Origin of the sequence: Thermotoga caldifontis AZM44c09 (assembly GCF_000828655.1) — a bacterium.
In the GTDB taxonomy this organism is placed as follows: Bacteria; Thermotogota; Thermotogae; order Thermotogales; family DSM-5069; genus Pseudothermotoga_A; species Pseudothermotoga_A caldifontis.
In genome coordinates this window covers 746,184-762,323 of sequence record NZ_AP014509.1, presented here as the reverse complement: position 1 = coordinate 762,323, position 16,140 = coordinate 746,184, and the positions used below count along the sequence as shown (strand labels likewise).

The window sequence follows — 16,140 nt, the reverse complement described above, 5'->3', positions numbered from 1 at the left end:
CTCATCTCCTCCTCAACTTCATTGAACCGAGCATTAGGTATGTGGTGAACGTGACGAAAACATACAGCAAGATCTTTTCTATATCGTTTGCCGAATTGAGCAAAAAGAGCTGTTGCTTTCTCAGAACGTAGCTCACCAAGAAGAGAGGATAATTCCGCGCGATGAGCTGCAACTTTGACGGCATAGCTGAAAGTGGCACGACGGTGCCACTGAAGTAGAAGCTGACGAGTGTCAGGCCCACGCTCAGCATCGATGAAACCTGTACATTTGGAGACAGGGAGGACACGATCAAGCCAACGCACGCGTGGAACAGGGCATTCAAAAGCAGGAGGGTCAAAATCATTGGTGTTACAGAGATCGCGCCGGAAAGCGAAATTATCAGGAGAGATGAGAACGAAACGAGCAAACCCACCGTCGTGTAAGCGGCCATTTTCGACAGTGCGTAGCTCAGCTTGCCCACACCCATCGAAATGAACAATTCTGTCAACCGCGATTGCTCGTCCTGCTGGAACGAACTCGCGGCGATCGAGAACAAGACGCACGCCGTCGAGAGGAAGACGACTATCGGAACGAGCATGGAGCTAAAGCTCAGAACGCTCTCTTTTTCGAACGCCGAGAGCTTCGGTGCGGGATACCCCGGAGAGGTGAACAGGTATCTGATGACTTTGGGATCGAAGAAAGGGCTTCCATTGAGATCTTCGAACATGGAACGGAAGGTTCTGTAGATGACCGTGGATAACTGCAGGTCCACCGGGCTGGGTATGAAGATCAGTTCGGTTTGCTCGGCGGCGTAGAGCTTCTTGGAGAAATCTTTTGGGATCACGACCACCGCTTGCAGTTCACCGTTGAGCAATTTCTGATCGTAATCTTCCCCCACGTAACTGATGTTACCACCCTTGAACATCGACATCACTATGCCGACCGTGAAGCGGGACAAAGGATCCGTATCCAGGTTGAGTATGCCTATCTTAGTGTGCAGAAACCCGAGGCTCGAAAACAGCACGACGGCAGTAACGGTTATGATCAATGGCACAGCCAGTACCAGCGCCAAGGAGTAAGGATTTTTCAGAGTTCTCTTCAATTCCATCATGAACATGCCAAAGAACACGTCATCCTTTCCTCCTCTTTTCGAATTCTTCGACGATCTTTCTGTGCACAGTCAGCTGGTCTGCGTTGCCATCTATGAGGACGAACCTCTTCGGCTCCTCTTTCACCAGGTTCAGATACGCTTGTCTCACCTTCATGAGAAATTCCTCACCCTCGGTCTCGATCCTGTCCAGGTGCTTTTTCCGTGCCATGGCCACCTCCACAGGAACGTCTATGTAAAAGGTCAGATCCGGTTTCAAACCACCCGTTGCAAAATCGTTCAACTTCTTGACCAACTCGACTCCCAGACCCCTGGCAAAACCTTGGTATGCAACGCTCGAATCAATGAACCTATCGGCGATGACCAGTTTTTCGAGCGCGAGAGCAGGTTTCACAACTCTTTCTACCATCTGGGCCCGGCTTGCGAGAAACATCAGTAGCTCTGCCTTCGGAGTGATCTCCTGTGAAAACAGCAAGATGTTTCTGATCTGTTCCCCAAGCGGAGTACTGCCAGGTTCTCTCACGTAAACGAAATCTACTCCCTTTTTGCTGAGATAATCCATGAACAAGCTAACCTGAGTACCCTTGCCACTCCCATCGATGCCTTCAAAGCTTATGAACATGCCGTCACCTCAATAGACTATTTCGAAATCTTCATATCCTTGAACTGATGTCTCCTCGACACGAATATCGATCACAACGGCCATGACCGGTCCTCTGCTCACCTGGATTAGAAACTGTTCTAGATTTTTCTCATCCCCTTCCGCGTGGATTTCCACCGTACCGTCCTCAGCGTTTCTCACATAACCTTTTATGCTCAATCTTTTCGCTATCTTGTAAGTGAAGTGTCTGAAACCTACCCCCTGAACGTGGCCGAAGATTTTCACAAAGATCGCCTTCAAACTTTCACCCCTTCTTTCCAGATGAGGTGTTATAATCCTAAAAAACATAATACCAGAAGGAGGTATTCCCTTGAGATACGAAGAAGCTCTCACGTTCGATGATGTTCTTCTGGTTCCTCAGTACAGCGACGTGTTGCCATCCGAGGTCGACGTGAGGACCAGACTCGTCAAAGACGTGTGGATCAACATTCCACTGATCAGCGCGGCCATGGACACCGTGACCGAAGCGGCACTCGCCAAGGCGCTGGCCCGTGAGGGTGGCGTGGGTGTCATACACAGAAATATGTCCATAGAGGAACAGGCGCACCAGGTCAGCATCGTCAAGAGAGCCGAGAATGGGGTCATTTACGATCCGATCACGGTGGGTCCGGAGGAAAGCGTGGAACAGGCTTTGAGGCTGATGTCCACGTACAAGATAGGTGGCCTGCCAGTCGTGGATGAACACATGAAACTCCTGGGCCTCATAACGAACAGGGACATCAGGTTCGAAACCGATCTTTCCAAACCCGTTAAGTTGCTCATGACTCCTCGATCCAAACTCATCGTTGCAAAGCCAAACGTCAGTCTGGAAGAAGCCAAACAGATACTCCACAGATACAGGATCGAAAAACTTCCCCTCGTGGATGACGGAGACAGACTGGTGGGACTCATAACGATCAAAGACATCATGAGTGTGATCGAACATCCCAACGCGGCGCGCGACAGCAAAGGTAGACTCATCGTTGGTGCAGCCGTTGGAACGGGCGACGATGTGCTTGCGAGGGTTCAGGCCTTGAAAGATGCGCAGGTCGATTTCATAGTCGTCGATACGGCACACGGTCATTCGAAGAAAGTCATTGAAACCGTGAAGAAGATAAAGCAGAACTTTCCAAACCTGCCCTTGGTTGCGGGAAACGTTGCCACCGCTGAAGCTGTCAAAGCTCTTGTCGAAGCCGGCGCCGATGGAGTGAAAGTGGGAGTGGGGCCAGGTTCGATCTGCACCACGCGCGTCGTGGCGGGCGTGGGCGTTCCACAGTTCACAGCGATCGTGGAGTGCGCGAGGGTGGCAAGGGAACTCGGGGTGACACTGATAGCCGATGGAGGCATCAGATACTCTGGAGACATCGTCAAGGCGTTGGCCGCCGGTGCCGATTCGGTCATGATCGGCAGCATATTCGCTGGAACCGAAGAGGCACCGGGAGAAACGATCCTGTACCAGGGACGCAAATACAAAGCTTACCGTGGTATGGGCAGCGAGTCGGCCATGAGAAAGGGTAGTGCGGACAGGTACTTTCAGAGCGGAAACGCGAAGTTGGTGCCCGAAGGTGTCGAAGGCATGGTGCCCTACAAAGGAACCGTGAAAGACGTCGTGCACCAGCTCGTTGGTGGTTTGAAATCCGGGATGGGTTACGTCGGCGCTCGGAATCTCGACGAACTGAGGAAGAAAGCAAAATTCGTGAGGGTAACTCTTGCAGGTTTGAGAGAAAGTCACCCTCACGACATAATAATCACGCGGGAGGCACCTAACTACTGGACGTCTTCCTCTCAGGAATGAAATTCAATCTCTTCTCACAAGGTGTGTCAGATCGCCAACGAGCATGAACAGTTCGTCGATATTCTTGAGGAAACCGAGCCTGTTGCGCCTGATGTCCTCACGATCGACCATGACGAACACTTCGTCGAAGTACCTGTCTATGTAGGGTTTCAGAGAGGATAGGTATCTGATCGCTTCGTCGTAGTCGAGTTTCGATATACTTTCTATCACTCTCGGCTTTACGGATACGAACTGGTTCAACAGGTCTATCTCTGCCTGTTCTTCGAAAAGGGCACCGTCGAAGTGCTTATTGTCGTGATTCTTTGTGATGTTGTGCACCCTTTCAAAACCTATGGCGACGTTGTTGAAATCCTCACTTTGGCACGCCTTCATGAGAGATCTGGCAGACAGATGACCGCGCAGAGGTCTGGACCAGAGATGGTTCACGGAGCGCGCGATGTCGAACGGTAAGTCTTGAGATATGAGAAAGGCGTAGAAGCGCGATTTCATGAATTCGAACAATTTGTCTTCATCGAACTCCACATTCAGATGTCTCGCCGCCTCGAGCAGCAGTTCTGAAAGATCGATGTCCCACCCGAAACGAACGATCGACCAGTAGATCGTGTCAGCTTTGGTCCTCAAACCGTAGGGATCCTTCGACCCACTGGGCAGATTACCTATCGCGATGTTGCCCACGATGGTATCTACCCTATCGCACACACCGATCAGTGCACCGAGTTCGCTCTCAGGTTCCTGCGAGTACTGGTCCTGCAGGGCGAACGCAACGGATCTGTCCTCGCCATCCAACTCCGCGTAGATCCTTCCGATGACACCCTGCAGCTCCGGAAATTCGTACACGACATGCGTCGCCGTGTCAGCTTTGCTCAGCTCAGCGGCACGCAGAGCCTTGTCGAGGATGGAACGTTTAGACAGCTTCTCGACGAGGTAACGGACCAAGGACTTGATGCGAAGCACCTTGTCGTACAGCGTTCCGAGCTCTTTTTGAAAGACTATCTGCTTCAGCTTATCGTTGAAATCTTCGAGTCTGTACTTTCTATCTATATCGAAGTAGTAACGGGCGTCTTCAAGCCTCGCGTTCACCACGTTCTCGTAACCTTTCACGATGATGTGAGAATCGTTTTTCGGCCTGTCGATGAAAGCGACGAAGTAGCAGGTGAGTTTACCGTCTCTGCTCGTTGAGAAAGCGCTCAAATGGTGCTTCACAGTGACTGTTATCAGCTCTTGAGGTAACTGCAGATATTTCTCGCTGAATTTTCCGACGATGGCCTCCGGCCATTCCGTGATCTTGCAAACCTTTTCGATGAGAGCAGGGTCTCTTTCACAAACGAGTGCGAATTCCTTTTCTATCTCAGCCAGCTGTCTTTCGATCGATTTTTTCCTCTCACTCTCTTCGACGAGCACCAGGTTCTCTCTCAACAACTCAACGTAATCCTTTGGATGCTCGACATCGATCCACTTCTCTAAATAAGGGTGAGACATGGTGCGCTTATCGGATCTCTTGCCGAAAACTTCTAAGGGGATCGGCTCGTTGTTCAGCAACGCAAGAACCCATTTGGCAGGTCTGACGAATTCAAAGTTTCCATTTCCCCAGCACATCGGTTTGGTGAATTTCAACCCAGCCACGAGCTTAACGAGCACCTCGGGAATTATCTGCCGTATGTGCTTACCTTCAACGAACTTCCTTACGTGTACGTACCCATCTTTCACGAAGACGTCTTCCAAACTGGCTCCATTCGACGATAGAAACCCAAGGAGTGCCTTCGTCGGCTGACCATTCAAGAACGCAACTGTTTCCGATGGTCCACGTTTTTCTATCACCATATCCTGCTGTCTATCCGCAACGTTTTGCAAACGCACGGCGATCCTTCGGTTCGTCACGAACACCTCGTACGAACCAAAGCCTACACGGGCCTCGTTGAGCAGATTTGGAACGAGCTCGCTCAGCTGTTGCTTTATCGAGTCCATCTCACTCGCGGGCAGTTCTTCGACACCGAGTTCGAACAAGACCCAGTTTTCCATTCAGTTCCCTCCTCTGAAAGCCTCTGCACAGCGCCTGGCCATCGATCGTATCGACCTTATGAACTCTTGCCTTTGTGTAACGCTGAACGCGTTCCTCGCATCCAGCAGGTTGAAGATGTGTGAGCACTTCGCCATGTAATCGTAGGCGACCAGGTACCGACCCGATCTTATCTGCGATTCGAACTCAGAGGAGAAAATTTCGTACAGCGTGAAGAGCTTTTCCACATCTGCAGACTCGAAATTGTACTCCGAGAACTGTCTCTCGTTCTCCCTGTAAAGTTCTCCGTAGGATATTTTCTCGTTCCACATGACTTCGAAGATGTTGCTCTTGCCCTGCAGGTACATCGCGATCCTTTCCAGACCGTAGGTGATCTCGAGGGGGATCGACTTCAAACTTATACCACCTATTTGCTGGAAGTAAGTGAACTGTGTGATCTCCATGCCATCGAGCCATACTTCCCACCCAACACCCCAGGCGCCGAGCGTCGGTGATTCCCAGTTATCCTCAATGAAGCGAACATCGTGCTTTTTGAGATCGATACCCAGCGCCGCTAAGGAATCTAGATAAACCTTCTGCGCGTTCTCTGGGGAGGGTTTGATGATGACCTGGTATTGAAAGTACCTCTGTAACCTGTTCGGATTTTCTCCGTACCTTCCATCCGTGGGCCGGCGACTCGGTTGAACGAACGCGACCTTCCATTCTCCTTCTCTCAGGCAGCCGAAAAACGTCGATGGGTGGAACGTACCCGCACCGACTTCGAGATCGTAGGGTTGATCGATCATGCAGCCGAGCGAAGCCCAGTATTCGTTGAGTTTTGCTATCACATCCTGTAGGTACAACGTGCCACCTCCACTGCACAGATTATAAGCGACCGTGTGGTAGAATAATCACGCGAAAAAGTTAACAAGGGGGTTGGATTCCATGATACTACGGGTCAATCTCACGACGAAGAAAATCACGAAGGAACCCATCGATGAAAAAGTTCTCGATTGGTTCATAGGTGGACGCGGTCTGGCAGCCAAGATCCTCTGGGATGAGGTCAAAAACGTGGATCCCCTTTCTCCGGACAACAAGTTGATAGTTGCCGCAGGACCGTTCAACGGGCTCAGAACGCCGAGCGGAGGAAAACTCGTCCTGGCGGCGAAGAGTCCTCTCACGGGTGGTTACGGCGATGGTAACATCGGAACCATGGTGTCGGTGCACCTGAGAAAGGCAGGTTACATGGCCATCATCGTAGAGGGTGCTTCTGACAAGCCTGTGTACCTTTACGTGGACGATGATGAAGTGCACATAATGAGTGCGGAGGGCCTCTGGGGGTTGTCCACCTTCGAAACGGAAAAGAGGTTGAAACAGGTTCACGGTAACGTGGGTGTTTTGAGCATCGGACCCGCAGGAGAAAACCAGGTGAAGTATGCGGTAGTGATATCTCAGGAAGGAAGGGCGGGTGGAAGACCCGGCATTGGTGCGGTGATGGGAAGCAAGAAACTGAAGGCGATAGTCGTTCGAGGCACGAAGGATGTCGAGGTTAAAGACAGAGAGAACTTCGAAAAATACACCCGTGAAGTGTTCAAGTTGATTCCCACCCTGCCGGCGTACAACTTTTGGATACGTCAGGGAACCATGGCCACCGTTGAATGGGCAAACAAAAACAGGGCACTTCCAACGAGGAACTTCTCGCAGGTCAGGTTCGAGTACGCCAGGACTGTCGATGGCTACGCGATGGAGGCCATGAAAGTCTCAAGGAGAGGTTGTCCCAACTGCAACATGATCTGTGGAAACGTCGTGCTGGACATCGAAGGAAAAGAGAGCGAACTGGACTACGAGAACGTCGGAATGCTGGGTCCGAACACCGGGATAGCTTTCCTGAACAGGGTGGCACACATCAACAGGCTGGCAGACGAATACGGCGTCGACACCATCTCTCTCGGAGCCGTTTTAGGATTCGCCATGGAAGCGGCCGAACGTGGCGTGCTTAAGGATTGTCCAAAATTTGGAGATTACGAGGGAGCGGTAGAACTCACGAAAAGGATCGTGTTCAAGCAGGATGAAGTGGGTAAACTGCTGGCTGAGGGGGTCAAGAAAGCCTCCGAACAACTCGGTCTTGAAGACATCGCGATGCACGTGAAAGGTCTGGAAGTTTCCGCCTACAACTGCTACATATATCCGGCGATGGCTCTCGCGTATGGAACCTGCGCCATCGGCGCGCACCACAAGGAAGCGTGGGTCATAGCGTGGGAGATCGGTTCGACACCCATGGAGGAGTCGACGGGCAAGGAATACGTGGTGGATTACTCTCCGGAAAAGGCGAAGAAAGTCGTGGAGCAGCAGAGAATCAGGGGCGGTATGTTCGAGATGCTCACAGCTTGCAGACTGCCGTGGGTCGAACTCGGGCTCGATCTGGAATGGTATGCAAAGATACTGAGCAGCATCGTTGGTAAGAACTACACCCTTGATGACATCTTCTTGGCCGCAGACAGAGTTTACAGCTTGATAAGGTCTTACTGGGTGAGGGAATTCAAGGGAAACTGGGATCGAAAGATGGATTACCCACCGAAACGTTGGTTCCAAGACGGTGTGGACGGTCAGCATCTGGACCCAGAGCAGTACGATCAACTCCTGAGCGAGTATTACAGAATCCGTGGCTGGGACGAGCGGGGTGTTCCGACCATCGAAACGTTGAAAAGGCTGAATCTGGATTTCGTCGTGGGAGAGTTGGAGTCCTTCTTGAAATGAATCGCAACTTTGAGCTAACGAATACTTAATAGCAAAAGGTAAGGGTTTGTAGTATTTTAATCATTGCGGTCGATCATTGACAACTCGGTGTTATTTTGCATATAATTTTCAGGGCCACGGGCCAGCGTAGCTCAACCGGCAGAGCGGCTGACTTGTAATCAGCAGGTTGGGGGTTCGAGTCCCTTCGCTGGCTCCAGCCCGCGAGGTGGTGAGGTGCCCGAGTGGCCTAAGGGGGCGGACTGTAAATCCGCTGGCGGATTGCCTTCGGAGGTTCGAATCCTCCCCTCACCACCAGCATCTTTCAACGAAAGAGGTGTAAGGAATGAGAGTTAAAATAGCCTTGAAGTGTTCCGTGTGTGGTCATAAAAACTACTACACCGACAAGAACAACACCAAGAAAACAAAACTGAGTCTCAGAAAGTACTGTCCGAACTGCAACAAGCATACGGAGCACGTCGAAACCAAATGAGCGCAGGGCCGTAGCTCAACTGGGTAGAGCGCCGGTCTCCAAAATCGGCGGTTGCAGGTTCGAGTCCTGCCGGCCCTGCCAATTTTTTGTGCCAGCTGGAGGGATACTCTGTGGAAAAACTCAGAAAGTTCTTTCGGGAAGTGTGGGGAGAAGCGAAGAAGACCCACTGGCCGAATCGGCAGGAACTTTTGGTCTCAACTTCCGTTGTCATATTGATCCTTGCGGTGATGGGTATCTATTTCTTTCTGCTGGACCTCGCTCTGTCCGGCGGGGTGAGGGCGATCCTGCGCGCACTCGGTATCGGGTGATGTGAATGAGAAAAAGATGGTACATACTCAGGACTATAGCAGGTCAGGAAGAAAGCGCAAAGGAGAACTTGGAAACCAAGATCAAATCCACCGGTTATGAGAGGTTCTTTGGCCGTATCGTCATTCCCGAGGAAACCATAATAGATGCAACCGGCAAATCTTTGAAGAGGTTTTCGGTTTCTCCGAACGCGAAATTGTACGTGAAAACCGGCTCGGACGTCAAAAAGAGCGATCTTCTCGCGGAGGAACCCGCGATTCACGCCAGGCACAGCGGGACCGTTGTGTCTGTGAAGAACTACAGGAAGGTAACCGTAGAGACCATCGACAAGAAATATTCCAAAACGTACGTCGTACCCGAAAGTTCGAAACTCGTGAGTGGTATCAAAGTTGGTGCACGCATCAGACAAGGAATGCCGTTGACGCAAGATGCCGAATACATATGCGAGATCGATGGTAAAGTAGTCGAGAACGAGCGTGTCAAACGTGTGGAAGTTCAACGCGAAAACGGAGAGATAGATGTTTACCACATCCCTTACGAGCTCTTCGACGCGAACAAGATTTACAAGGGCAAGCAGGTCAGGAATGGGGAACTGCTCGCCGAAGGTAGGAAAATATACTCCAGCATAAATGGACGGGTAGAAGTGGTGGACCTGGGAACACGCAAAGAAATAAGAATAGCCAAAACCCAAAAGAAGAGAATGTTTCCAGGCTACATATTCGTTGAAATGATGATGAACGACGACACCTGGCAGTTCGCCAGAACCGTTCCGGGGATAATAGATTTCGTTGCATCCGGTGGCCAACCGCTTGAGTTGAAGCAACGTGAAGCGAGAGCGATCCTGAGGCTTGCGGGTATCGAATCGTTTGAAGAAAAAGTAAAGCCCGTGCGCATCGAGATGGACATAAAGGTCGGAGACGTGGTGAAGATCACCTCCGGCCCGTTCGAAGACTTCGCCGGAGTCGTGAAGGAAATAGATCCTATGAAACAGGAACTCAGGGTGGCCGTCACCATCTTCGGTAGGGAAACACCGGTGACGGTGAGGGTCTCTGAGGTGGAGAAAATCCAATGAAAACGTGGGAGGGAGTCGTTCCCAGCAACCACAGAGGAGGGAAACGTGAATGGCTAAGAAAGTCGTAGCACAGGTGAGGTTGCAGTTACCAGCAGGTAAGGCCACACCTGCTCCACCAGTTGGGCCTGCGCTCGGTCAGCGTGGCGTTAACATAATGGAGTTCTGCAAGAGGTTCAACGCGGAAACGGCAGACAAAGCTGGTATGATTCTGCCAGTCATAGTGACGGTCTATGAGGATCGTTCCTTCAGCTTCGTTGTGAAAACACCACCCGCATCATTCCTGCTCAAAAAGGCGGCAAACATCGAGTCCGGATCGGGTGAACCAAAGAGGAAGATCGTAGGAAAAGTTACGAGAAAGCAGATCGAAGAGATCGCGAAGATCAAAATGCCAGACCTGACAGCGAACGATCTGCAGGCCGCCATAAAGATCATCGAAGGTACGGCGAAGAGCATGGGTATCGAAATAGTCGACTGATGAAGAAAAGGAGGAGGCTTTATGCCGAGACACTCCAAGAGGTACCTTGAAATAAGACAAAGGGTGGACAGAACGAAATTCTACAGCATCGATGAAGCCATCGAGCTCGTTAAGAAGAACGCAACGGCGAAATTCGACGAAACGGTTGAGCTCCACCTTGCGACGAACATAGATCCAAAACGACCCGAACAGCAAGTTCGAGGGACGGTGGTTTTACCGCACGGAACTGGAAGAACGGTGAGAGTGTTGGTGTTCGCCAAAGGTGAAAAGGCCGAAGAAGCCAAAAAGGCCGGTGCAGATATCGTAGGAGGAGACGAACTGGTTGAAAAGATTCTCAACGAAGGTTTCACGGATTTCGACGTGGCCATCGCAACGCCGGACATGATGAAATCGGTTGGAAAGCTCGGTAAAATCCTCGGACCTCGTGGTTTGATGCCATCTCCAAAATCGAACACGGTCACCGACGACATTGCAGCTGCGGTGAAGGAGTTCAAAATGGGAAGGATCGAAGTCAGGAGCGACAAGACAGGCTCGATACATCTTCCCATCGGTAAGTGTTCTTTCGATTCTCAAAAGCTCAAGGAGAACCTCATCTCAGCTTATAAACAGATATCAGCCATGAGACCTGCGGGCATCAAGGGTCAGTTCATCAGAAAGGCCGTAATTACGTCAACGATGGGAGTTGGTGTGAAGCTCAACCTTTCTGAGCTGGAAGCTGCAAAAATCTGAACAATCGATCTGAAAAGGAAAATCGCTGGATCGCCGAAGAAAGTAGGTACATCCTTAAAGGGGTCATCCCCGCCTACCGAGGCGAATCGGAAGCGAGCGCTTTGGTTGAGCGGGGGTCTCTTGTGACAAGAGACCCTTTTTGTTGAAAGGAGGTGCAGCAGTTGATAACGAAGGAGAAGAAGCGGCAGATTCTGGAGAACCTGAAAGAAGTGTTTCCGAAGGCAAACCTGTTCGTGTTCGTGAACTTCTTCGGTCTCGACGTCGCGACGCTCAGGGAGTTGCGCAGGAGGATCAACTCGAAATTCGGAAAAGATGCCAAGCTGACCGTTGTCAAAAACTCCCTTGCTTCAATAGCCCTGGCTGCGGCAAAATACGATGAGGCTCAGTACGAGAAATTCCTGAAAGGACCGACAGCAGTTTTCTACTTGCTGAACGGTGATCCCGTAGACGCACTAAAACTTCTTGTGAATTTCGCAAAAGAAAAGAAGCTCGAGAACTTCTTCAAAGGTGGTTTTCTCGAGCGTCAACCGTTCAGCGGCGATCAGGTGGCGGAACTGGCCAATCTGCCCACCAAGAAAGAGCTGTACGCGATGGTCGTCGGCAGACTCCAAGGTCCAATTTACGGTATGGTGTTCGCGCTGAACGGCATACTGAGAAAACTTGTGTACGTTCTCAATGCGATTGAAGAGAAAAAGAAATCTGAAAGCGCTGGAGGTGTTTGAGGATGACAGTGGAACAGATCGTAGAGGCGATTGAAAAACTCACAGTGGCGGAGTTGGCACAGCTGGTTAAGGCGTTGGAAGAAAAGTTCGGTGTGACCGCGGCGGCACCCGTTGCGGTGGCAGCCGTTGCGGCACCAGCGGCTGGAGCGGCACCAGCAGCCCAAGCAGCTGCCGCCGAGGAAAAGACTGAGTTCGACGTCATTTTGAAGAGCCACGGTGCCAACAAGATCAACGTGATAAAGGTCGTAAGGGAAATCACCGGACTCGGTCTGAAAGAGGCGAAGGACCTCGTCGAAAAAGCTGGTAGCCCCGACGCGGTGGTCAAGAGCGGTGTTCCGAAGAACGAAGCTGAGGAGATCAAGAAGAAGCTCGAAGAAGCCGGTGCAGAGGTCATTTTGAAGTGATGTGAACGAATTTTCTCAATTGCAAAAAGATTGTATCAAACCTATACCAGCAGAGCTGGTATAGGTTGTTTTATGCTATGATAATTAGGCGTGCCTGCGTCCCGGGCTTCGTTCATTTCCCTGCGTTTCCACTCCGTTGATCTGACGAGGTGATAAAATGCGAACAGTCGTGTACGGCAAACGCGAACGGTTAACGTTCGGCCGCACTGTTGATGCCCTGAAGGTCCCGAACCTGATAGCCATCCAGCTCGAATCCTACAGAGAATTTCTGGAAAAGGGTTTGATGGACATACTGAAAAAGTTCTCCCCGATAGTGTCACAACCCCATAAAGGCGATCTGAGAAAAGGAGAGAAAGGTTTCATACTCGAGTTCGTTTCAACACGGGTTGGAGAACCAAACGCCACGATAGAAGAATGCAAGCAGAAGGGATTGACTTATCAGGTACCGATATACGCGACCGTCAGAATTGTGGATGTCAACACTGGAGAGATGAGAGAAGAGGAAGCGTTCCTGGGTTCCATCCCGTACATGACGGACAACGGGACTTTCATCATCAACGGCGCGGAACGTGTGGTTGTCAACCAGCTCGTGAGGGCACCCGGTGTATACTTCGTCGATGAGATACCCAAGACTCAGGCTGCGGCCCCCGTGTACGTTGCCCACTTCCTGCCTGTGAGGGGTGCCTGGCTCGAAATCCTCTACAACACGGCGGACGATATGTTCTACGCGCGAATAGACAGAAAAAGGAGAATCAACCTGTTTCTGTTGCTCAAGGCTCTCGGTTTTGAGAACGATCTGGACATACTCGATCTTTTCCCCGAACAGATCGATGCAGACGACGAATACACGATGATGAAAGCCGTTGGTTCGATCGTACTCGAAGATGTGAGCATCAACGGTGAAAAGGTCGTCGAACGCGGCGGAGTACTCACGGAACACGCCGCCAAGGCTATCTTAGAATCCAAGATCACAACCATTGTCAGAGCACACCCGGCGGCACAGAAAACGCTGGAAAAACTCAACAGTACTTACGGAGAAGTGGATTCCAACAAAGCGTACGTGGAAATCTACAGGAAACTCAAACCCGGTGAAATCCCAAGGGTGAACGCCGCGAAGGCTTACCTCAACAGCCTTTACTTCACCCCGGAGAGGTTCGAACTCTCTCAGGTTGGACGTTACAAGATAAATCGCAAGCTCCAGCAAGCGTACCGAAAATACCTGGTCCAGGTCAAGAAGATGAGCGAAGCTGAAGCTGAACAGATGGAATACAATCCAACCGATCTCGTTCTCACGCCGCTGGACATAGTTCTGGCCACGAGATACCTGCTGGAAGTGAGCAAAAATCCGGAGATAATGGACACCAAGGACCACCTTGGTAACAAGAGAGTGAGAACGGTTGGGGAACTCGTCAAGCTTGAATTCGAAAGGGCTTTCTCGAAGGCGCAGCGCCTCATCCAGGAGAGGCTCACCCTTTACAACTCGCTGGACAAGATTTCCGTGCAGAGCTTGATCAACATAAAAACGATCATCGCGGGTATCAATCAGTTTTTCGCCACCAGTCCTCTTTCGCAGTTCATGGAACAGGTGAACCCACTCGCCGAACTGACGCACAAAAGAAGGCTGACCGCTGTGGGACCCGGCGGTTTGAAGAGGGAGAGGGCGAGGTTCGAGGTCCGCGACGTCCATCATTCCCACTACGGAAGAATGTGCCCGATCGAAACACCCGAAGGAGCGAACATAGGTCTCATCACTTCACTGGCCGTCTACGCAACGGTCGATGAGTTCGGTTTCTTGATAACCCCCTACAGGCGAGTGAAAAAGGGTAAGGTCACCGACGAAATAGTCTATCTGACGGCCGACGAGGAAGAACACTATTACATCGCCCCGTGCACGGTCAAGGTCGATGAAAACGGAAACATCATTGAAGACAGGGTTCCTGCCAGGTACATGCAGAAGATCCTCTACGTTGAGAAAGAAAAGGTCCAGTTCATGGACGTATCCACGAAGCAGATCGTTTCCGTTTCGACTTCTCTCATACCCTTCTTGGAGCACGACGACGCGAACAGGGCGCTCATGGGTTCGAACATGCAGAGACAGGCTGTGCCTTTGCTGAAACCTGAGGCACCGTTCGTCGCCACCGGTATGGAACACGAAGCGGCTCTGTATTCTGGTTACCTGGTCACCGCCAAACATGATGGCATCGTGAAGAAAGTTGATGCGAGAAGGATCGTCATACACAGGACCGACGAGAAAGGTAATCCCCTGTACAAGAACGGTGCGCCAGTGCTTGATGAATACAGGCTGATGAAGTTCGTCAGAACGAACCAGGACACGGTCATAAACCAGAGACCCATTGTGAACGTCGGCGATCGGGTTAAAAAGGGTGAGGTCATAGCCGACGGGCCGGCAACAGACATGGGTGAGCTCGCGCTTGGACGCAACGTTCTGGTCGCGTTCATGTCCTGGGAAGGTTACAACTTTGAAGACGCCATCCTGGTCAGCGAAGAGTTGCTCGAGGAAGATGTGTTTACCTCCGTTCATATAGAAGTTTATGAAACCCAGGCACGTGACACACGCCTCGGACCGGAGGAGATCACGGCAGACATTCCGAACGTCCCCAAGGAGTCTCTGAGGAACCTTGACGAGAACGGGATAGTCAGGATCGGAGCGTACGTCGGGCCACAGGACATACTCGTTGGAAAAGTCACGCCGAAGGGAGAAGGAGAAACGACACCGGAGGAAAAGATCATACAGTCCGTCTTCGGTGAAAGAGGAAAGGACGTTAAGGACACCTCGTTGAGGTTACCTCACGGAACGGAAGGCAGGGTCATCGACGTCCAGGTGTTCGACAAAGAAGATGTTGCGGAACTCGGTCCTGGTGTGAACAAACTGGTGAAAGTGTACATAGCGTGCAAGAAGACCCTTGAAGTCGGAGACAAGCTCGCGGGTAGGCATGGAAACAAGGGTGTCGTTTCGAAGATCCTGCCGCGAGAAGACATGCCGTTCCTACCGGACGGAACGCCGGTACAGATCGTGCTTAGCCCCCTCGGAGTGCCATCGAGGATGAACGTCGGTCAGATCCTGGAAACGCACCTGGGATGGCTCGCAAAGCTGACGAACAGCTGGTTCGCCACACCCGTGTTCGATGGAGCGAAGGAAGACGATATCCTGCCCTGGCTGTACAAAGAGCGCAAAGCTGTGGGACTGGAAGAAGGCGACGATGAAAACAATCCTTCCGGTAAAGTTCTGCTGAGGGACGGTAGAACGGGTGAACCATTTGCAGAACCTGTGGTCGTTGGATACATCTACATGATGAAGCTCATTCACATAGCCCGCGACAAGATCCACGCCAGATCGACAGGTCCGTACTCGCTCATTCACCAGCAACCTCTGGGAGGAAAGGCCCAGTTCGGTGGACAGAGGTTCGGGGAGATGGAAGTCTGGGCACTGGAGGCGCACGGTGCCGCCCACACGCTGAACGAAATGCTCACGATAAAATCCGACGACATCAGGGGTCGAAACGAAGTCTACAAAGCGATCCTCAAGGGTAAGAACATACCAGAACCTGGAATACCCGAAAGCTTCAGAGTTTTGATAAAGGAACTCAGAGGATTGGCGCTCGATGTGAGAGTCTACGATGAAAACGGTAACGAGATCGACATCGACAGGTTCTGATGTGAGCGCCGA

Annotated in this window: 15 protein-coding genes and 3 tRNA genes; 13 read left to right on the top strand and 5 right to left on the bottom strand. The window is 51.4% G+C overall.

Annotation, left to right across the window (positions count from 1 at the left end; all coding sequences use genetic code 11):
* Position 1 precedes the first annotated feature (1 nt).
* The 3 genes from TSP01S_RS03705 to TSP01S_RS03695 are packed head-to-tail and all read right to left on the bottom strand — an operon-like array spanning position 2 to position 1,988.
* On the bottom strand, positions 2-1,108 hold the full coding sequence (locus tag TSP01S_RS03705) for an ABC transporter permease (RefSeq protein ID WP_041076575.1): 1,107 nt from the start codon (positions 1,106-1,108) through the stop codon (positions 2-4).
* A gap of 1 nt (position 1,109) precedes the next feature.
* Positions 1,110-1,709 (bottom strand): dTMP kinase, encoded by a 600-nt coding sequence (gene tmk / locus TSP01S_RS03700; RefSeq protein WP_041076573.1) that lies wholly within the window; start codon positions 1,707-1,709, stop codon positions 1,110-1,112.
* Positions 1,710-1,718: 9 nt separating this feature from the next.
* Entirely contained in the window at positions 1,719-1,988 is a 270-nt protein-coding gene (locus TSP01S_RS03695) for an acylphosphatase (RefSeq protein ID WP_041076571.1), read from the bottom strand.
* Positions 1,989-2,058: 70 nt separating this feature from the next.
* On the opposite strand from TSP01S_RS03695, the gene guaB reads away from it, so the two are divergent.
* Positions 2,059-3,522, top strand: coding sequence for an IMP dehydrogenase (gene guaB / locus TSP01S_RS03690; RefSeq protein ID WP_041076569.1), 1,464 nt, complete (start codon positions 2,059-2,061; stop codon positions 3,520-3,522).
* 3 nt (positions 3,523-3,525) lie between these two features.
* On the opposite strand, the gene glyS is transcribed toward guaB, so the two are convergent.
* Positions 3,526-5,541, bottom strand: coding sequence for a glycine--tRNA ligase subunit beta (gene glyS, locus TSP01S_RS03685; protein ID WP_041076567.1), 2,016 nt, complete (start codon positions 5,539-5,541; stop codon positions 3,526-3,528).
* Complete coding sequence (locus tag TSP01S_RS03680; RefSeq protein WP_041076565.1) at positions 5,542-6,381, bottom strand: glycine--tRNA ligase subunit alpha; 840 nt, start codon at positions 6,379-6,381, stop codon at positions 5,542-5,544.
* A gap of 82 nt (positions 6,382-6,463) precedes the next feature.
* On the opposite strand from TSP01S_RS03680, the gene TSP01S_RS03675 reads away from it, so the two are divergent.
* From TSP01S_RS03675 to rpoB, 12 genes are all read left to right on the top strand, one after another.
* Positions 6,464-8,275: an aldehyde ferredoxin oxidoreductase family protein gene (locus TSP01S_RS03675; protein WP_041076563.1), complete on the top strand. Its 1,812-nt coding sequence runs from the start codon at positions 6,464-6,466 to the stop codon at positions 8,273-8,275.
* Positions 8,276-8,395: 120 nt separating this feature from the next.
* A tRNA-Thr gene (locus tag TSP01S_RS03670) sits at positions 8,396-8,471 on the top strand.
* 11 nt (positions 8,472-8,482) lie between these two features.
* A tRNA-Tyr gene (locus TSP01S_RS03665) sits at positions 8,483-8,569 on the top strand.
* Positions 8,570-8,597: 28 nt separating this feature from the next.
* The gene (gene rpmG, locus TSP01S_RS03660; protein ID WP_041076561.1) at positions 8,598-8,744 is read left to right on the top strand and encodes a 50S ribosomal protein L33; all 147 of its coding nucleotides are present in this window, start codon (positions 8,598-8,600) and stop codon (positions 8,742-8,744) included.
* Between the two features lie 4 nt (positions 8,745-8,748).
* Positions 8,749-8,825, top strand: a tRNA-Trp gene (locus TSP01S_RS03655).
* A gap of 29 nt (positions 8,826-8,854) precedes the next feature.
* Positions 8,855-9,052 carry a preprotein translocase subunit SecE gene (gene secE / locus TSP01S_RS03650; RefSeq protein WP_041078401.1) on the top strand — a complete coding sequence of 66 codons (198 nt, stop codon included), beginning with the start codon at positions 8,855-8,857 and terminating at the stop codon, positions 9,050-9,052.
* Positions 9,053-9,057: 5 nt separating this feature from the next.
* Positions 9,058-10,122, top strand: a complete 1,065-nt coding sequence (gene nusG, locus TSP01S_RS03645) for a transcription termination/antitermination protein NusG (RefSeq protein WP_041076559.1) — start codon at positions 9,058-9,060, stop codon at positions 10,120-10,122.
* Between the two features lie 49 nt (positions 10,123-10,171).
* Entirely contained in the window at positions 10,172-10,597 is a 426-nt protein-coding gene (gene rplK / locus TSP01S_RS03640) for a 50S ribosomal protein L11 (RefSeq protein WP_041076557.1), read from the top strand.
* Positions 10,598-10,618: 21 nt separating this feature from the next.
* The gene (rplA, locus tag TSP01S_RS03635) at positions 10,619-11,326 is read left to right on the top strand and encodes a 50S ribosomal protein L1 (protein WP_041076555.1); all 708 of its coding nucleotides are present in this window, start codon (positions 10,619-10,621) and stop codon (positions 11,324-11,326) included.
* 161 nt (positions 11,327-11,487) lie between these two features.
* The gene (gene rplJ / locus TSP01S_RS03630) at positions 11,488-12,048 is read left to right on the top strand and encodes a 50S ribosomal protein L10 (protein WP_041076553.1); all 561 of its coding nucleotides are present in this window, start codon (positions 11,488-11,490) and stop codon (positions 12,046-12,048) included.
* Between the two features lie 2 nt (positions 12,049-12,050).
* On the top strand, positions 12,051-12,452 hold the full coding sequence (gene rplL, locus TSP01S_RS03625; RefSeq protein WP_041076551.1) for a 50S ribosomal protein L7/L12: 402 nt from the start codon (positions 12,051-12,053) through the stop codon (positions 12,450-12,452).
* Between the two features lie 157 nt (positions 12,453-12,609).
* On the top strand, positions 12,610-16,128 hold the full coding sequence (rpoB, locus tag TSP01S_RS03620; protein WP_041076549.1) for a DNA-directed RNA polymerase subunit beta: 3,519 nt from the start codon (positions 12,610-12,612) through the stop codon (positions 16,126-16,128).
* Positions 16,129-16,140 lie beyond the last annotated feature (12 nt).

Coding starts and splice junctions, on each gene's coding strand:
- TSP01S_RS03675 (WP_041076563.1), top strand. CDS start 6,464: ATGATACTACGGGTCAATCTCACGACGAAGAAAATCACGAAGGAACCC.
- tmk (WP_041076573.1), bottom strand. CDS start 1,709: ATGTTCATAAGCTTTGAAGGCATCGATGGGAGTGGCAAGGGTACTCAG.
- rpoB (WP_041076549.1), top strand. CDS start 12,610: ATGCGAACAGTCGTGTACGGCAAACGCGAACGGTTAACGTTCGGCCGC.
- rplL (WP_041076551.1), top strand. CDS start 12,051: ATGACAGTGGAACAGATCGTAGAGGCGATTGAAAAACTCACAGTGGCG.
- glyS (WP_041076567.1), bottom strand. CDS start 5,541: ATGGAAAACTGGGTCTTGTTCGAACTCGGTGTCGAAGAACTGCCCGCG.
- nusG (WP_041076559.1), top strand. CDS start 9,058: ATGAGAAAAAGATGGTACATACTCAGGACTATAGCAGGTCAGGAAGAA.
- rplA (WP_041076555.1), top strand. CDS start 10,619: ATGCCGAGACACTCCAAGAGGTACCTTGAAATAAGACAAAGGGTGGAC.
- rpmG (WP_041076561.1), top strand. CDS start 8,598: ATGAGAGTTAAAATAGCCTTGAAGTGTTCCGTGTGTGGTCATAAAAAC.
- rplK (WP_041076557.1), top strand. CDS start 10,172: ATGGCTAAGAAAGTCGTAGCACAGGTGAGGTTGCAGTTACCAGCAGGT.